Below are 13,298 nucleotides of genomic sequence, written 5' to 3' on the forward strand. Positions count from 1 at the left end.
TGGGCCGCTAGCGCTTTAACGGGTCCAGCGCGAGATTACTGCATCCCGATCAGCCCGGGCACGAGCGGTCACCACCGCGGCGCGCCGCACGCCCGTTCGGAGCAACGTCGGTTGCGAGCCGGAGGCGCGGGGTTAGTCTCGGTGGCACGGTTCAACCAGCAGCCGCTCGAACTCCCCCGAGCGCGGCGCTGCGGCCGCGCCGCACCAGGACGGTGGCGAACCGGTATGACCTCTCCCCGAGCCAGGCACCCCGGCCTGCGGCTGCGCACGACGTGGCCCGCCCCGCACGCGGTCCTGGTGACCGCGCGCGGCGACCTCGACAGCGCGACGGCCGGCGACCTGGCCTCGCTGCTCTCCGACCGCCTGTGGGCGACGCCCGAACGGCTGGTCGTCGATCTGTCCGAAGTGGACTTCCTCGGGGTGGCCGGGATCCGGGTGCTCCTGCACACGGCACTGCAGGCCGGGTCGGGCGGCACCGACCTGCTCGTGGTCACCGGGACGAACCCGATGGTCCGGCGGGCCCTGCAGGTGACCGGGGCGGACCGGCGGCTCACACTGGCCGAACACCGGCCCGCCCCCGCGCCCGCCTAACCGCGCAACGCCGGCAGCAGTTCCTTCTCGGCGAAGTCGAGGAAGCCCTCCTGCTGGTCACCGCCGATCTGGACCAGCGCCACGTCGGTGAAGCCCGCCTTCTCGAACTCCTGCACCGCCTCGGCGATCGGCTCGATGTCGGGGCCGCACGGGATCGAGCCGGCGACGTCCTCCTCGCGGACGAACTGCGTCGCTCCGGCGAATCCGGCCGGGCCCGGCAGCTCGGCGTTGACCTTCCAGCCGCCGGCGAACCAGCGGAACTGCTCGTGCGCGCGCTTGACGGCGGCGTCGCGGTCGGTGCCCCACGACACGGGCAGCTGCCCGACCTTGCGGCTCGGCGCGCCGCCGAGCTTCGTCGCGTCCCACTCCTGGGACAGCTCCACCTTCGGCTCGACGGCGATCATCACGTCGGCGACCGGGGCGAACCGCCGGACCGACTGCGAACCGGACACCGCGACGCCGATCGGCGTCCGCTTGTCCGGCAGGTCCCACAGCTTCGCCGAGTCGACGCGGAAGTGCTTGCCGTCGTAGTCGAAGTAGCCGCCGTCGAACAGGCCGCCGATGATCTGCACGGCCTCGGCGAGCATTTCGTGCCGGACGTTGGCGGGCGGCCAGCCCTGGCCGATGACGTGCTCGTTGAGGTTCTCGCCCGCCCCGAGGCCGAGGGTGAACCGGCCGCCCGAAAGCGCCTGCACGGTCGCCGCCTTCTGCGCCACGACCGCCGGGTGGTAGCGCATGGTCGGGCAGGTCACGTAGGTCATCAGCTCGGCTCGCTCGGTCACCTGCGTGACCGCGCCCAGCACGCTCCAGGCGTAGGGCGCGTGGCCCTGTTCGTCCAGCCAGGGCGAGTAGTGGTCGCTCATGACCTCGAAGTCGAAGCCGGCCCGTTCCGCGCCGGCGGCGAACCGGACCAGGTCGTCCGGGCCTGCCTGCTCGGTCATCAGGGTGTAGCCGATCCGCATCGGCGCCTCCTCTCGGTCAGCTTTCCGCTTACCCCTGGGAAGCAGCGGGTAACCACCCCGGCCGGGACGTTTGCGGCGCGATCACGCGGGTACTCATCCCGCGAGACGAGACGAAGGGAGCGGACATGCCTCAGTCGTGGAGCGGCAAGCGCGAACGCCAGTACGAGCACATCAAGGACTCGGCCGAGGACCGCGGGGCGAGCACCAAACGGGCCAAGGAGATCGCGGCCCGGACGGTGAACAAGAACCGCGCCCAGTCGGGTGAGTCCCGCCAGGCGAGCAAGACGTCGCTCAAGGACAAGTCCCCCCAGCGGCGCGGCGGCGAGCGGTCCGGCAACCGGAAGGGCCCGGGCGGCCCGACGAAGGACCAGCTCTACAACGAAGCGAAGAAGAAGAACATCGACGGCCGCTCGAAGATGACCAAGAAGGAACTCGAACGGGCGCTGGGCCGGTGACCATACCCGAAACCCCTGATCACGAAGTGTCAGCATTACACCGGATGGGTAGTACCTCCCGCATGGAAGAAACTCGAAGCGACAGCTCGTTCGGCGGCAAGCCGACCGTCGACGAGCTGCTCGACGAACTCGTCGAGCTGCGGCTCCCCGCCATGGCGGAGCAGATCCCGCTGGTCCGGATGCTCACGCACGGCGTGGTCTCGCGCGCGGACTTCGGGCTGGACGCGATCGCCGACGCCAAGATGGCGGTCGACGAGGCGTGCGCCCAGCTCGTCCAGCTGGCCGAGCTCGGCTCCCAGCTGCAGTGCCGCTTCCGCCTGGCCCCCGACGGCCTGCACGTGATCGTTTCGACCCGCTCGACCGACCCGAGGCCCCCGAGCGACCGCACGTTCGGCTGGCATGTCCTGACGACCCTGAGCCGGTCCGTGACGGCCCACTGCGACGTGCTGCCCGGTGGAGGTGCGGGCATCGTCACGATCGAGCTGGTGCTCAACCCGGGAACGAGCGCGTGAGCGGCGAGCGAAAAACCCTCCTCCACCGCCCGGACGAATATGCCCACTGCGAGCCGCTGTTCGAGGAGCTGGGCACACTCGACGACGGCGACCCGCGGCGCGAAGTCGTCCGGAGCAAGCTGGTCACCGAGCTCCTCCCGCTGGCCGAGCACATCGCCACCCGGTTTTCCGGCCGCGGCGAGCCTCGCGAGGATCTGGTCCAGGTGGCCCGGATCGGCTTGATCAACGCCGTGGACCGCTTCGACCCCACCCGCGGCCACGACTTCCTGTCTTTCGCGGTCCCGACGATCATGGGCGAGGTCCGCAGGCACTTCCGCGACACCGGCTGGTCGGTGCGCGTCCCCCGCCGGCTCAAGGAGCTGCACTTGTCGCTGAGCCAGGGCTCAGCGGTGCTGTCCCAGCGCCTGGGCCGCGCCCCCACGCCGACAGAGCTGGCCGAGCACCTGAACCTCGACGTGGACGAAGTCCGCGAAGGTCTCTTGGCGGGCAACGCGTACCAGGCACTATCGGTGGACAAGCCGGTGCACGACGACGCGGAAGCGCTGTCACTGGCGGACACCATGGGGGAACCGGACCACGAGATGGCGATGGTGGAGAACCACGAGGCCCTCCAGCCATTGCTGCAGGAGCTCCCGAAGCGCGAGCGGGCGATTTTGGTGATGCGGTTCTTCGGGGGCTTGACGCAGACTCAGATCGCGGATCGGATCGGCATTTCCCAGATGCACGTCTCCCGCCTGCTGTCCCAGACGCTGGAGCAGCTACGCGGAAAGCTGACGGGCGAGGGCTAGGAACGCACGACCCGACCGCCCGAAGGCGGCATTTGGTGCGTCCAACGCACCGAAGGCCACATTGGGTGCGTCCAACGCACCGAAGGCCACATTGGGGCGCACCTCCGGCCACACCCCCCTGCCGACCCGATACGCAGCCGCATCAGCGGCCGGCAGGCCGGGTCAAGGCACGCTTTCCCGCCTTGACGCGGTCTGCCGGCCGCTGAACAATCCGGCGTTCGGGCCGGCGGGAAAACCCCGGCAGAAGCAGACCGGCAGAAGCCCAGCTCACCCCAGCCAACCAGGCCGTTCTCCCTTCCGCACGCGCCGCCACTCCCCCAGAAACCGCTCCCGCAACTCCCCAGCCCGCCCGGCATCCCGCGCATGGAGCATTCCGAACGTGAAGGTGTTCTGCCCCTCACCATGCCCGGCAACAGCAAGCTGCCGCAGCACACCCCGCCCCACAACAGTGTCCTGATGCTCCCCCAGCGTCCCCTGAACAGCCTTCACGTTCTTCCGCCACGCCCGCAGCTTCTTCCCATAAACAGGCTTCACGACATCGGCGGCATACCGAGCCCGCTTCGCCTTCTTCCGCACATCGTGCAGCGCCCTCTCAAGCTCTTCACCAACCAACCCCCGCGCCGCAGCTTCGGCACGGCTCAGCTTCGAAGCGGCTTTCCGCACCGGCTTACGCAGCCCGGTCTTCGCCGGCTTACGCGCGGCAGCGGTCAACACCGGCTCCTCCACCAAAGCATCCAGCGCACGCAGGACCCCGAGATACCGCTTGGAAGTCAACGCAGTCAAAGCCCGAGCCCGCCCTTCCTCCGCCTCCCGCGCGAAGTACCGGGTAAGAAACTGCCGCAACGGGCCGAAAACCAGCTCCGAAGGCACATCGTCAAGCTGCGCCCGCAGCCGCGCCTCGACGACCTCGGTATCCCGAGCCGGCGACAGCTGACGCCCCAGCCACCGCAGCTCGCCCGCGACCGGCCCCGCCTCGACCAGAGCCCCGAACGTCCGCAGCGTGCTCCGCAGCTTCCGGATGGCAACACGCATCTGGTGCACCGAATCGTCGACGTCCAGCCGAACCCCGACGTCCGCCCGGCGCAACCGGCCGTACTGCTCCCGCAAAGCGGCCACCACGACATCCCCCGCGGACGGCTTCTTCCCCAGCCGCGCCGCCGCCGGCACCCGGTCACCGACAAGCCGCCGCAGCTTGGACGGCCAAGGCGACGCCGAAGCGCCGGCCGCGACCAGCGCCCGGTCGAACTCCCCGAGCAACCCGGGATCGGCCGACGGATCCAGCTCGAGTTCCAGCTCGCGCCACGAGTCGAGCCGCACGGTCTCACCGCCGACCTCGCCCGTCACGTGATCGTCGGTCAAGATCGCGATGGTCCCGCCATCGGCACCGGCCAGCCGATGGGCGAACCGAACGGTCCGCAAGCGCGCGATCGGCACCAGCTTCTCCCCCAGCGTGTACGCCTGCACGAGCCGCCGCAGCCGGCCCGGCACCTTGTTCGGGTCGCCGCCCAGCGGGAGCTGCAGCTCCTGGCGCTCGTCGGCCGACACCGGCAGCTTCAGGTGCCAGCCCGCGTCGGGCCCACCGACGCGCCGCCGCAGCGTGATGCCGCCGCGGGCCAGCCGGAACGTCTCCGTGTCGTAGTAGGACGCGTCGAGGACGTGCTCGACCGGGTCGTCCTGGGTTTCGACGCCGCCGACGCCGATCAGGCGGGGCACGCCGCTGCCCGCGACGATCTCGTACTTGCGTTCGCGCTCGGTCACCGCGGACGGCGCTGCCATGGTTCGTCCTCTCTGGGGCCGGGTTCACCGCAGGGATACCCGCACGGCGTCCGGCCGACACGGGATTCGGTGCCGGAGCAGCGGGTATCCGGTTCTGCCAACCCGAGCCCGGACCAGGAGAGTGCATGAACGGCAACCAGCCCGCAACCGATCTGACGACCATCCTCGCCGGCGACCACCGCGAGCTCGACCGGCTCTGCACCGAGCTCGAGCTCGGCCAAGGCAGTCCGGAGAACCGCAAGGACCTCGCCGACCACCTGATCGCGGAGCTGGTCCGGCACGCCGTCGCCGAAGAGCCCTTCCTCGACGGCGACGGCGATCTCGCCGAAGCCGACGGCCTGATGCGGCAGCTCGAAGGCGCGGGACCGCAGGAGCCGCGGTTCGAGCGCCTGCTGGGCGGGCTGATCCGCGCCATCCGGCGGCACGTCCGCGAGGAAGGGCCCGCGGTCGTGCGCGAGATCCGGCGTACCTGTTCCGCCGAGCGGCAGGCCGAACTGGGCAGAGCCGTCGTCGAGAGCCGCGATGCCGCGCCGACGCTTCCCCACCCGGATCTCGCCGACCGCATGCCGCAGGCCGATCAGCTGTGGCCGGGACCGGGATTCGTCGACCGGGCCCGTGCCGCGCTGCGGACCCCGGCATCGGGTTGAATGGGAGGCTGGCCACCCATACCGAAGGACAGCGAGGATCCATGAGCGTCGGCGAAGAGGAGTGGGCCCGGGAACGGGCCGGGTTCGGGCAGGACGGTGAACCGGCGCCGGGGCTGCTGGCGGGGCAGTTCGCCGATCTCACGCGAACCCTGCTCGACGCGACGCCGACCGTCGGCGGCGTGCTCAAGCTCGTCGTCGGCGCCGCGACCGCGCTCGTGCCGGGCGCCGACCTGGTCAGCGTCACCCTGCGGGACGCCGACGGCGCGTTCCACACCCCGGTCGAAACGGACGCGGTCGCCGAGCGGCTGGACCAGGTGCAGTACGACCACCGCGAAGGCCCGTGCGTCGAATCGGCCCGCCCGGACGGCCCGGCCGTCGCCTGGTCGCAGGACCTGGGCCGGGACCCGCGCTGGCCGGTGTTCGGCCCGGCCGCCGCCCGCCACGGCTACCACTCGGTGCTGGCCACGGCCCTGCTGCCGGACGCCCGCCCGCCCCGGCTTTCCGGCGCGCTCAACATCTATTCGCGCACGCCCGGCGCGTTCGACGCGCGGGCGATCGACCTCGCGCTGCTGCTGGCGACGCACGCGTCGCTGGCCCTCGCCCACACCCAGGCCGTGGCCTCCGCGGAGCTGGAGTCGGCGCACCTGCGCCGCGCGGTCGACAGCCGCGACGTCATCGGTCAGGCGAAGGGCATCCTGATGCAGCGCCGCGGCATCAGCGCCGACGAGGCCTTCGACGTGCTGCGCCGCGCGTCGCAGGACCTGAACGTCAAGCTCGCCGACCTGGCCAGGACGCTGGCCTCGCGGCACACCGAGGTGGATCTGCCGGCTTCCGAAGGCTGACACGCCGAAGGCGCCACCTTCCCGGGAAAGTGGCGCCTTCGATCGCTTTTTACTGGGCCGAATAGGGAGACCGGTTCTCCAGCGACGGGCTGGCGGTCGGGTACCGGCCGTCCTGGCCCGGCACCGGGGCGACCGTCGGACCCTGCTCCGCCTCCGCTCGCGGGCGGGGGCCGCGCTGGACGACCGCCTCCACTTCCTGCTCACCGCGGATGCGGGCCAGGACGCCGAGGGTGATCGCGTGGGCCAGGGCGAGGATCAGCAGCAGCACGCCGATCCGGCCGACGACGCCGGGCAGGTCGCTGCTGCCCATTTCGATGGTCGAGATCAGGGCGAGCACACCCAGCGTCGCGAGGTGGAACAGCACCGTGACCAGGCGGGTCATCGACGCGCCCGCCGCCGGGTCGCCGTAGGAGTTCTCCAGGTACCGGCGGCCGCTGCGGTAGATGATCTGCCCGTCTATCAGGACCAGCGCAACGCCGATCGCGAGGAACGACAGGTACGCGTTCGTGGTCATGCCGGACGCTCCTTCCTGGGGGACCTTGCCGGAGGAATACCCGGCAGGTCGCGCAGGGAAACGCCGCGGTCACGCGGTGAACACCGTCACCCCGCGAAGGTGTCCGGATCCCCTCCGGTGCGGCGGCCTTCGTCGAGCCTGCCGATCGCCGCCATGTCCTCGTCGTCGAGCGCGAAGCCGAACACGTCGATGTTCTGCCGGATCCGGTCGGGCGAAGCGGACTTCGGGAAGACGATGTTCCCGAGCTGGATGTGCCAGCGCAGCACCACCTGCGCGGCCGTCCGCCCGTGCTTTTCCGCCAGGCCGGTGAGCACCGGGTCGCCGAGGACGTCGGCGCGGGCCAGCGGGCTCCACGCCTGGGTGGCGATGCCGTGCGCCCGGTGGTACTCGCGCAGCCGCGCCTGCTGCAACGCCGGGTGCAGCTCGATCTGGTTGACCGCCGGCACGGTCGAAGTCTCTTCGGCGAGCCGGTCGAGGTGGGCGGGCTGGAAGTTCGACACGCCGATGGCGCGGGCCTTCCCGGCCCGGAGGATCTCCTCGAACCCCTGCCACGTCCGGACGTAGTTGTCCTTGGCCGGCAACGGCCAGTGGATCAGGTAGAGGTCGACGTAGTCGAAGCCGAACCGGCGCAGGCTGCCTTCGAGCGCGGTGATCGCGTTGTCGTGCCCGTGGGCGTCGTTCGCCAGCTTGGTCGTGACGAACACGTCTTCGCGGGCCACGCCGGATTCCGCGATCCCGGCGGCGACGCCGGCCTCGTTGCGGTACATCTGCGCGGTGTCGATGTGGCGGTATCCCGTTTCCAGGGCCGTGCGCACGGCCTGGGCGGTTTCCCCGGGCGGGATGTCGAACACGCCGAACCCGAACTGGGGGATGCGCACGCCGTTGTTCAGTTCCAGCGTGGGGACGTCGGCAGTGGTGGTCGTCATGCGTACGTCCTACCCGACGTTTCCCGGACGCGAAACGCGGCGGGACGAGATCACCCGCCCCGCCGCGACAACTCACCCCGAACGGGTGACTCGCGAGCTTACTGTCCCGGGCGATCCACGTCGCCGCGCCAGCCGCCGGTCTCCCGGCCGCGCTGCTCGACGAACTCCTTGAACCGCTTGAGATCGCCCTTCACCCGGCGGTCGAGGACGCCGAGCTTGTCGGCGACGTTCTCGGCGAAGCCCTCCGGGTCGATGTCCATCTGCGCGGTCACCCGGGTGTGTGAGTCGTCCAGCCGGTGGAAGGTGATGACGCCGGCGTGGTCCGGGCCGGAGTCCGACGTCCAGGCGACCCGCTCGTCGGGGTGCTGCTCGGTGATCGTGGCGTCGAATTCCCGCGTCACGCCGCCGAACCGCGTCACCCAGTGGGTGTGGGTGGCGTCCAGCTGGCGGATCTCTTCGACGCCCTCCATGAACTTCGGGAACTCCTCGAACTGCGTCCACTGGTTGTACGCGGTGGAGACGGGGACTTCCACATCCACGATTTCGGTGATCGTGCTCATGCACTCCTCCTCGTCGGTGGTCGGTCTTCGGCATCGAAGGGCACAAAGCGGCTACCCGGCGCACCGGCGGTCAAACCCGGCGCGGTTGACCCGTGCCGGGCCCGGGTACCCGCCGCCCAGGCGAAGGAGGTGTGCGGTGATCGAAGAAGCAAACAGGAAACCGGCGGCCGACCGTTCGGTCGGCGAGCTGGTGACGGACCTGACCGACGAGGTCAAGCGGCTCGTCCGGGACGAGATGCGGCTCGCGGTCTTCGAACTGCAGCGCAAGGGCAAGAAGATGGGCCTCGGCGCCGGGTTGTTCGGCGCGGCGGGCCTGTTCGCGTTCCTCGGCGCCGGCACGCTGGTCGCGGCCGCCGTGCTGGCGCTCGCGCTCGTCGTGCCCGGCTGGCTGGCGGCGGTGATCGTCGCGGTCGCGCTGTTCGCCGTCGCCGGGATCGCGGCGCTGGTCGGCAAGAAGGAAGTGTCGCAAGGGGTGCCACCGGTACCCGAAGAGGCCATCAGCGGCGTCCGCGAAGACGTGGACACCGTGAAGCAGGGAGTGCGGACATGAGCGGGGACTTCCCGAAGAACGCCGAGGAGGCGCGGCTCGACCGGGACACCACCCGGGAAGAACTCACCGAGACCCTGGCAGCGCTCGGGCAGAAGCTCGACGTCAAGGCCAGGGTCAAGGAGAACGTCGACGACAAGCTCGACCAGGCGACCGCGAAGGTCGCCGACGTGACGAACGAACCGACCGCGGCCAGGTTCCGCCAGGGCGCCGACGCCGTCCGCGCCAACCCGGTGCCGGTCTTCGCCGGCGTACTGGGCCTGCTGATCCTGATCCGCCTGATCCTGCGCCGGAGGAACTCGTGAACAAGACGCTCTACAAGCCGCTGAGCTGGGTGGTCGGTGCCCTGGGCGGCATCCTCGCCGGCCAGGTCTTCAAGCAGGTCTGGAAGCGCGTGGCCGGTGAAGACGACGCTCCCGACGCCACCGACCGCGACTACACCTGGCGGCAGGTGGTCGTCGCGGCGGCGGTGCAGGGGGCGATCTTCGGTGCCGTCAAGGCCGCCACCGAGCGGGCCGGCGCGGTCGGCTACCGCAAGGCCACCGGCGACTGGCCGGGCGACGACTGAGTGCCCGGCTTCCTGGTGTCCACAGTGGACGGCCGGGAGGCGTGCCCGCGGAAGCGGTCACGCCTCCCGGGTGACCACGGGGGCGGGCGGGGGGGGGGCCCGGGGCCGGGGGCCCCCCCCCCCGGCCGGGCTCGGGGGCGAGGCCGGCGAGCGCGGCGCCGACGCCGGGGTGGATCTTCAGCACCAGGTCGGCACCGGTGGCTTCCAGCGATCGGGTGACAGCGTGGCCGCCGAGCACGACGGCGAGCTCGGCGCGGTCGTGCGCCTGCAGCAGCGACCGGACGCCGGCGCAGCTCAGGAACGCCACCCGGGTGAGGTCGGCGACCAGCCGCGGCCCGGTGGCGAGGGCTTCGTCGAGCGTGCCGATCGTGGCGGCGTCGATGTCGCCCACCAGGGTGAGGACGGTGATCCCGCCCGGACGTTCGGTCGTGGTGACGGTCAGGCCGGACGGTTCGTAGATCGTGCGGAAACAGTCGTACATGGCGCTCCCTTTGTTCCAGCGTTGCAGGGGCGCTGACCGGAGCACGTGTCTGAACAACAGCCAACACCCCTGACCGTACGCCCCTGAGCCGCGAGGTCAACCCCGCGGGTTTCCCGGCCCCGACCTCGGGTAATCCGTTCGGGACGGAAATCGGCGCCCCGGAAGGAGATCCATGCGTGTCGTGATCGTCGGCGGCGGTTTCGCCGGTTACCACGCGGCGAAAAGCCTCCGAAAGGAAGCCGGCGAAGACGTTGAAGTCGTGGTGCTGAACCCAACCGATTACTTCCTCTACCTGCCGTTGCTGCCCGAAGTGGCGGCCGGGATCCTGGACCCGCGGCGGGTCGCGGTTTCGATCCCCGAGACGCTGCGCGGGGTCCGGCTCGTGCTCGGCGTGGCCACCGGCGTGGACTTCGACGCCCGCCACGTCACCTACACCGACCCCGAGGACAACGAACACCGGATCGGGTACGACCGGCTGGTACTGGCCGCGGGCAGCGTCAACAAGCTGTTGCCGATCCCGGGCGTGCCGGAGTACGCGCACGGGTTCCGCGGCGTGCCGGAAGCGCTGTACCTGCGCGACCACATCACGCGGCAGATCGAGCTGGCCGCCGCGGCCGAAGATCCCGCCGAGCGCGACGCCCGCTGCACGTTCGTGGTGGTCGGCGCGGGCTACACCGGCACCGAGGTCGCCGCCCAGGGCCCCGCGTTCACCGCGGCGCTCGCCGCGCGCCACCCCGAGCTGGCAGGGCAGCGGATCCGCTGGCTGCTGCTGGACGTCGCCGAGCGGGTGCTGCCCGAGCTGGACAAGCGGCTGGGCCGCACCGCCGACGAGGTGCTGCGCGCCCGCGGGGTCGAAGTGCTCATGAAGACGTCGGTGGACCACGCCGACGCCAAGGGCGTCACGCTGACGAACGGGGACAGCGTCCCCACCCGCACCCTGGTGTGGTGCGTGGGCGTGCGGCCGGACCCGCTGGTGGCCGACCTCGGGCTCGAGACGGCGAAGGGCAGGCTCGTGGTGACCGAGCAGCTGAACGTGCCGGGCCGCGACGACGTGTTCGCCTGCGGCGACGCGGCCGCGGTGCCCGACCTCACCCGCCCCGGCCAGTACACCGCGATGACCGCGCAGCACGCCGAGCGGCAGGGCAGGCTCGCCGGGCGCAACGTGGCGGCGTCGCTGGGCTACGGCCGCCCGGGGACCTACCGGCACCACGACCTCGGCTTCGTCGTCGACCTCGGCGCCGGTGCGGCGGCGGCGAACCCGTTGCACATCCCGCTGTCCGGGCGGCCGGCGAAGGCCGTGACGCGCGGCTACCACCTCATGGCGATGCCGGGCAACCGCGTGCGCACGGCCGCCGACTGGGCCCTGGAGGCGCTGACCGGCCGCCAGACCGTCCAATTGGGACTCGTCCGGTCCGGGGCCGTGCCGCTCGACACGGACAGCCCGGAACTCCCCCGTCGCTGAAGTCTTTTGGTGAAAGGAACGCGCATGCCCGCCGAACCCGAACCCGTCCGCTCCGAAGGCCCTTCGGTGGTGACTGCCGGAGACCCGTCGGGCCCCAAGGTGATCGTGCTCGACCCGGCCGGCGCCGGGAAGCACGACGAGCTGCCCGCGACCTGGCGGCCGCTGGCCCGCAAGCGGGCGGTGTTCTGGTGCCGGGTCCCGGCGGGCGGAGCCCTGACCGAAGCCGACGACCTCCTCGGCGACGCGGGCCCGGGCGACCCCGAGATAGCGGTGGTGGCGAGCGGCCCGTTCGCGGCGGAGGCCCTGCAGCTCGTCGAGCGCCACCCGGGCGCGGCAACGCACCTGCTGCTCGTCGACCCGGCCTCGGACGCCTTCCTGTCGGCAGCCGACGCGGCAGCGGCCAACGACGCCTGGCTGGCCGAACACGACGACGTGGTGGCCAAGCTGCGCGGGGCGGGCACGGAGGTACGAGTGGTGGCGTCGAGCAGCGAGAGCCTGGAGGACCGGGTGCCGCCGCCGCTGCCGCTGGGCCACCCGGAGGTGGTGACGGCGGTGCGCGCGGCGCTCGGGGCGGATTAGCGGCCCGGCCTGGCCGGGTCTTGCTGGGCCCCGCCCAGCTCGACCCGGCTCAACCCACCCAACCCCGCCTACCCACCTGCGCCCCGCCAGCCCCACACAGCCCACCCGGCCACCGCCCGGCAAACTAACCGCCCCGGCCCCCAGCCAGCTCCACGAACCCCCGCACCACCGCGGACACCGCACCCGCCCGCCAGGCCAACCCCAGATCGATCCTCGGCGCCGGATCCTCCAACCTCCGCAACACCACGCCCCGTCGCCGCAGGGCTCGGGCCCGGTGCTCCGGGACCGCCGCCACGCCCGCTCCCTCCGCCACCGCGCGCATCAACTGCTCGTCCTCCGGTTCCTCGCGGACGATCGGCGGCAGCCCGCCTGGCCAGACCTGGGCGCTGATCGCGTCGTACTGGCCGGGGCCGTTCTCGCGGGGCCAGAACACCACCGGCTCCGCGGCGATCGCCGCCCTCCGCAGGCGGCCGCGGTGGCGGGCCAGCGGGTGGCTCGACGGCAGGGCCAGCAGGACCTCCTCCGAGCCGATCACCGCGACCTCGATGCCCGCGGCCGTCACCGGGGGCCGGACGAAGCCGATGTCGATTTCGCCCGCCGTCAGGCGGGCCAGGTTCAGGCTCGTCCAGCCCGTCTCCAAGGCCAGCTCGACGTCCGGGTGCCGGTCGCGGTACGCCGCGACCAGGTCGCCTGCCAACGGGCCTGGCGCCGACCGCGTGTACGCGATCCGCAGCCGCCCCGCGTCGCCCCGGCCCGCCGCCGCCACCGCGCCGCGGGCTCGCTCCAGCCGGTCGAGCAGGTCGCGGGCCTCCACCGCGGCCACCCGGCCGGCGTCGGTCAGCGCGAACCGCGGGCCCGTGCGGTCGAGCAGCGCCACCCCGAGGTCCGCTTCGAAGGCGCGGATCTGCTGGCTCAGCGACGGCTGGGACACGAACAGCCGAGCGGCCGCCTTCGTGAAGTGCATCTCCTCGGCGAGCACGGCGAAGTAGTGCCATCGGCGCAGGTCCACCCAGCGATTATAGGGCTATCCTATGGTTTCATCGGGACGAAGTCTTGGACGCCCCGGCCTGCCCGCTGCTGTCCTGTGT

18 protein-coding genes are annotated in these 13,298 nt (G+C 71.6%); 11 read left to right on the plus strand and 7 right to left on the minus strand.

What is annotated here, in order from left to right:
* The first annotated feature begins 225 nt into the window (after positions 1–225).
* Complete coding sequence (locus tag I4Q55_RS41020; RefSeq protein WP_206789886.1) at positions 226–591, plus strand: STAS domain-containing protein; 366 nt, start codon at positions 226–228, stop codon at positions 589–591.
* Here the strand turns inward: I4Q55_RS41020 and I4Q55_RS41025 are convergent.
* Complete coding sequence (locus tag I4Q55_RS41025) at positions 588–1,553, minus strand: TIGR03557 family F420-dependent LLM class oxidoreductase (protein WP_206789884.1); 966 nt, start codon at positions 1,551–1,553, stop codon at positions 588–590. The genes I4Q55_RS41020 and I4Q55_RS41025 overlap by 4 nt on opposite strands.
* A 125-nt stretch (positions 1,554–1,678) precedes the next feature.
* On the opposite strand from I4Q55_RS41025, the gene I4Q55_RS41030 reads away from it, so the two are divergent.
* The 3 genes from I4Q55_RS41030 to I4Q55_RS41040 all read left to right on the plus strand — a co-directional run bounded on the left by I4Q55_RS41030 (position 1,679) and on the right by I4Q55_RS41040 (position 3,308).
* On the plus strand, positions 1,679–2,008 hold the full coding sequence (locus I4Q55_RS41030) for a plasmid stabilization protein (protein ID WP_206789883.1): 330 nt from the start codon (positions 1,679–1,681) through the stop codon (positions 2,006–2,008).
* 62 nt (positions 2,009–2,070) lie between these two features.
* Complete coding sequence (locus I4Q55_RS41035; RefSeq protein WP_091310939.1) at positions 2,071–2,520, plus strand: ATP-binding protein; 450 nt, start codon at positions 2,071–2,073, stop codon at positions 2,518–2,520.
* The gene (locus tag I4Q55_RS41040) at positions 2,517–3,308 is read left to right on the plus strand and encodes a SigB/SigF/SigG family RNA polymerase sigma factor (protein WP_206789881.1); all 792 of its coding nucleotides are present in this window, start codon (positions 2,517–2,519) and stop codon (positions 3,306–3,308) included. Before I4Q55_RS41035 ends, I4Q55_RS41040 begins: the two co-directional genes overlap by 4 nt.
* Positions 3,309–3,575: 267 nt before the next feature.
* Here I4Q55_RS41040 and I4Q55_RS41045 read toward each other — a convergent pair whose 3' ends face one another.
* Positions 3,576–5,084, minus strand: a complete 1,509-nt coding sequence (locus I4Q55_RS41045; protein WP_206789880.1) for a CYTH and CHAD domain-containing protein — start codon at positions 5,082–5,084, stop codon at positions 3,576–3,578.
* Positions 5,085–5,209: 125 nt separating this feature from the next.
* Here I4Q55_RS41045 and I4Q55_RS41050 point away from each other — a divergent pair, with 125 nt between their 5' ends.
* Together I4Q55_RS41050 and I4Q55_RS41055 are read left to right on the plus strand one after the other, a co-directional pair.
* Positions 5,210–5,731: a hemerythrin domain-containing protein gene (locus I4Q55_RS41050; RefSeq protein ID WP_206789879.1), complete on the plus strand. Its 522-nt coding sequence runs from the start codon at positions 5,210–5,212 to the stop codon at positions 5,729–5,731.
* Between the two features lie 41 nt (positions 5,732–5,772).
* Positions 5,773–6,573, plus strand: coding sequence for a GAF and ANTAR domain-containing protein (locus tag I4Q55_RS41055; RefSeq protein WP_206789878.1), 801 nt, complete (start codon positions 5,773–5,775; stop codon positions 6,571–6,573).
* A 49-nt stretch (positions 6,574–6,622) separates the two neighbouring features.
* On the opposite strand, the gene I4Q55_RS41060 is transcribed toward I4Q55_RS41055, so the two are convergent.
* From I4Q55_RS41060 to I4Q55_RS41070, 3 genes are all read right to left on the minus strand, one after another.
* Complete coding sequence (locus I4Q55_RS41060) at positions 6,623–7,087, minus strand: hypothetical protein (RefSeq protein WP_206789877.1); 465 nt, start codon at positions 7,085–7,087, stop codon at positions 6,623–6,625.
* An 86-nt stretch (positions 7,088–7,173) separates the two neighbouring features.
* A complete protein-coding gene (locus I4Q55_RS41065; RefSeq protein ID WP_206789876.1) occupies positions 7,174–8,013 on the minus strand; it encodes an aldo/keto reductase in 840 nt (279 codons plus the stop codon).
* Between the two features lie 98 nt (positions 8,014–8,111).
* Positions 8,112–8,573 carry an SRPBCC family protein gene (locus tag I4Q55_RS41070; protein WP_206789875.1) on the minus strand — a complete coding sequence of 154 codons (462 nt, stop codon included), beginning with the start codon at positions 8,571–8,573 and terminating at the stop codon, positions 8,112–8,114.
* A gap of 136 nt (positions 8,574–8,709) precedes the next feature.
* On the opposite strand from I4Q55_RS41070, the gene I4Q55_RS41075 reads away from it, so the two are divergent.
* Genes I4Q55_RS41075 through I4Q55_RS41085 form a run of 3 tightly spaced genes read left to right on the plus strand, consistent with a single transcriptional unit; the run spans position 8,710 to position 9,688 of the window.
* Positions 8,710–9,123 carry a phage holin family protein gene (locus I4Q55_RS41075; RefSeq protein ID WP_206789874.1) on the plus strand — a complete coding sequence of 138 codons (414 nt, stop codon included), beginning with the start codon at positions 8,710–8,712 and terminating at the stop codon, positions 9,121–9,123.
* Positions 9,120–9,425, plus strand: a complete 306-nt coding sequence (locus I4Q55_RS41080) for a DUF3618 domain-containing protein (RefSeq protein WP_206789872.1) — start codon at positions 9,120–9,122, stop codon at positions 9,423–9,425. Before I4Q55_RS41075 ends, I4Q55_RS41080 begins: the two co-directional genes overlap by 4 nt.
* Entirely contained in the window at positions 9,422–9,688 is a 267-nt protein-coding gene (locus I4Q55_RS41085; RefSeq protein ID WP_206789871.1) for a DUF4235 domain-containing protein, read from the plus strand. Before I4Q55_RS41080 ends, I4Q55_RS41085 begins: the two co-directional genes overlap by 4 nt.
* Here I4Q55_RS41085 and I4Q55_RS51135 read toward each other — a convergent pair.
* A complete protein-coding gene (locus I4Q55_RS51135) occupies positions 9,615–10,169 on the minus strand; it encodes an STAS domain-containing protein (RefSeq protein ID WP_374194535.1) in 555 nt (184 codons plus the stop codon). The genes I4Q55_RS41085 and I4Q55_RS51135 overlap by 74 nt on opposite strands.
* A 172-nt stretch (positions 10,170–10,341) precedes the next feature.
* Between I4Q55_RS51135 and I4Q55_RS41095 the strand changes: the two genes are divergently transcribed.
* Both I4Q55_RS41095 and I4Q55_RS41100 read left to right on the plus strand, forming a co-directional pair.
* Positions 10,342–11,631 (plus strand): NAD(P)/FAD-dependent oxidoreductase, encoded by a 1,290-nt coding sequence (locus I4Q55_RS41095; protein ID WP_206789869.1) that lies wholly within the window; start codon positions 10,342–10,344, stop codon positions 11,629–11,631.
* 24 nt (positions 11,632–11,655) lie between these two features.
* The gene (locus I4Q55_RS41100; RefSeq protein ID WP_206789868.1) at positions 11,656–12,210 is read left to right on the plus strand and encodes a hypothetical protein; all 555 of its coding nucleotides are present in this window, start codon (positions 11,656–11,658) and stop codon (positions 12,208–12,210) included.
* Positions 12,211–12,334: 124 nt separating this feature from the next.
* On the opposite strand, the gene I4Q55_RS41105 is transcribed toward I4Q55_RS41100, so the two are convergent.
* Complete coding sequence (locus I4Q55_RS41105; RefSeq protein ID WP_206789867.1) at positions 12,335–13,219, minus strand: LysR family transcriptional regulator; 885 nt, start codon at positions 13,217–13,219, stop codon at positions 12,335–12,337.
* Positions 13,220–13,298 lie beyond the last annotated feature (79 nt).

This window comes from Amycolatopsis sp. MtRt-6 (genome assembly GCF_017308975.1).
Lineage (GTDB): Bacteria > Actinomycetota > Actinomycetes > Mycobacteriales > Pseudonocardiaceae > Amycolatopsis.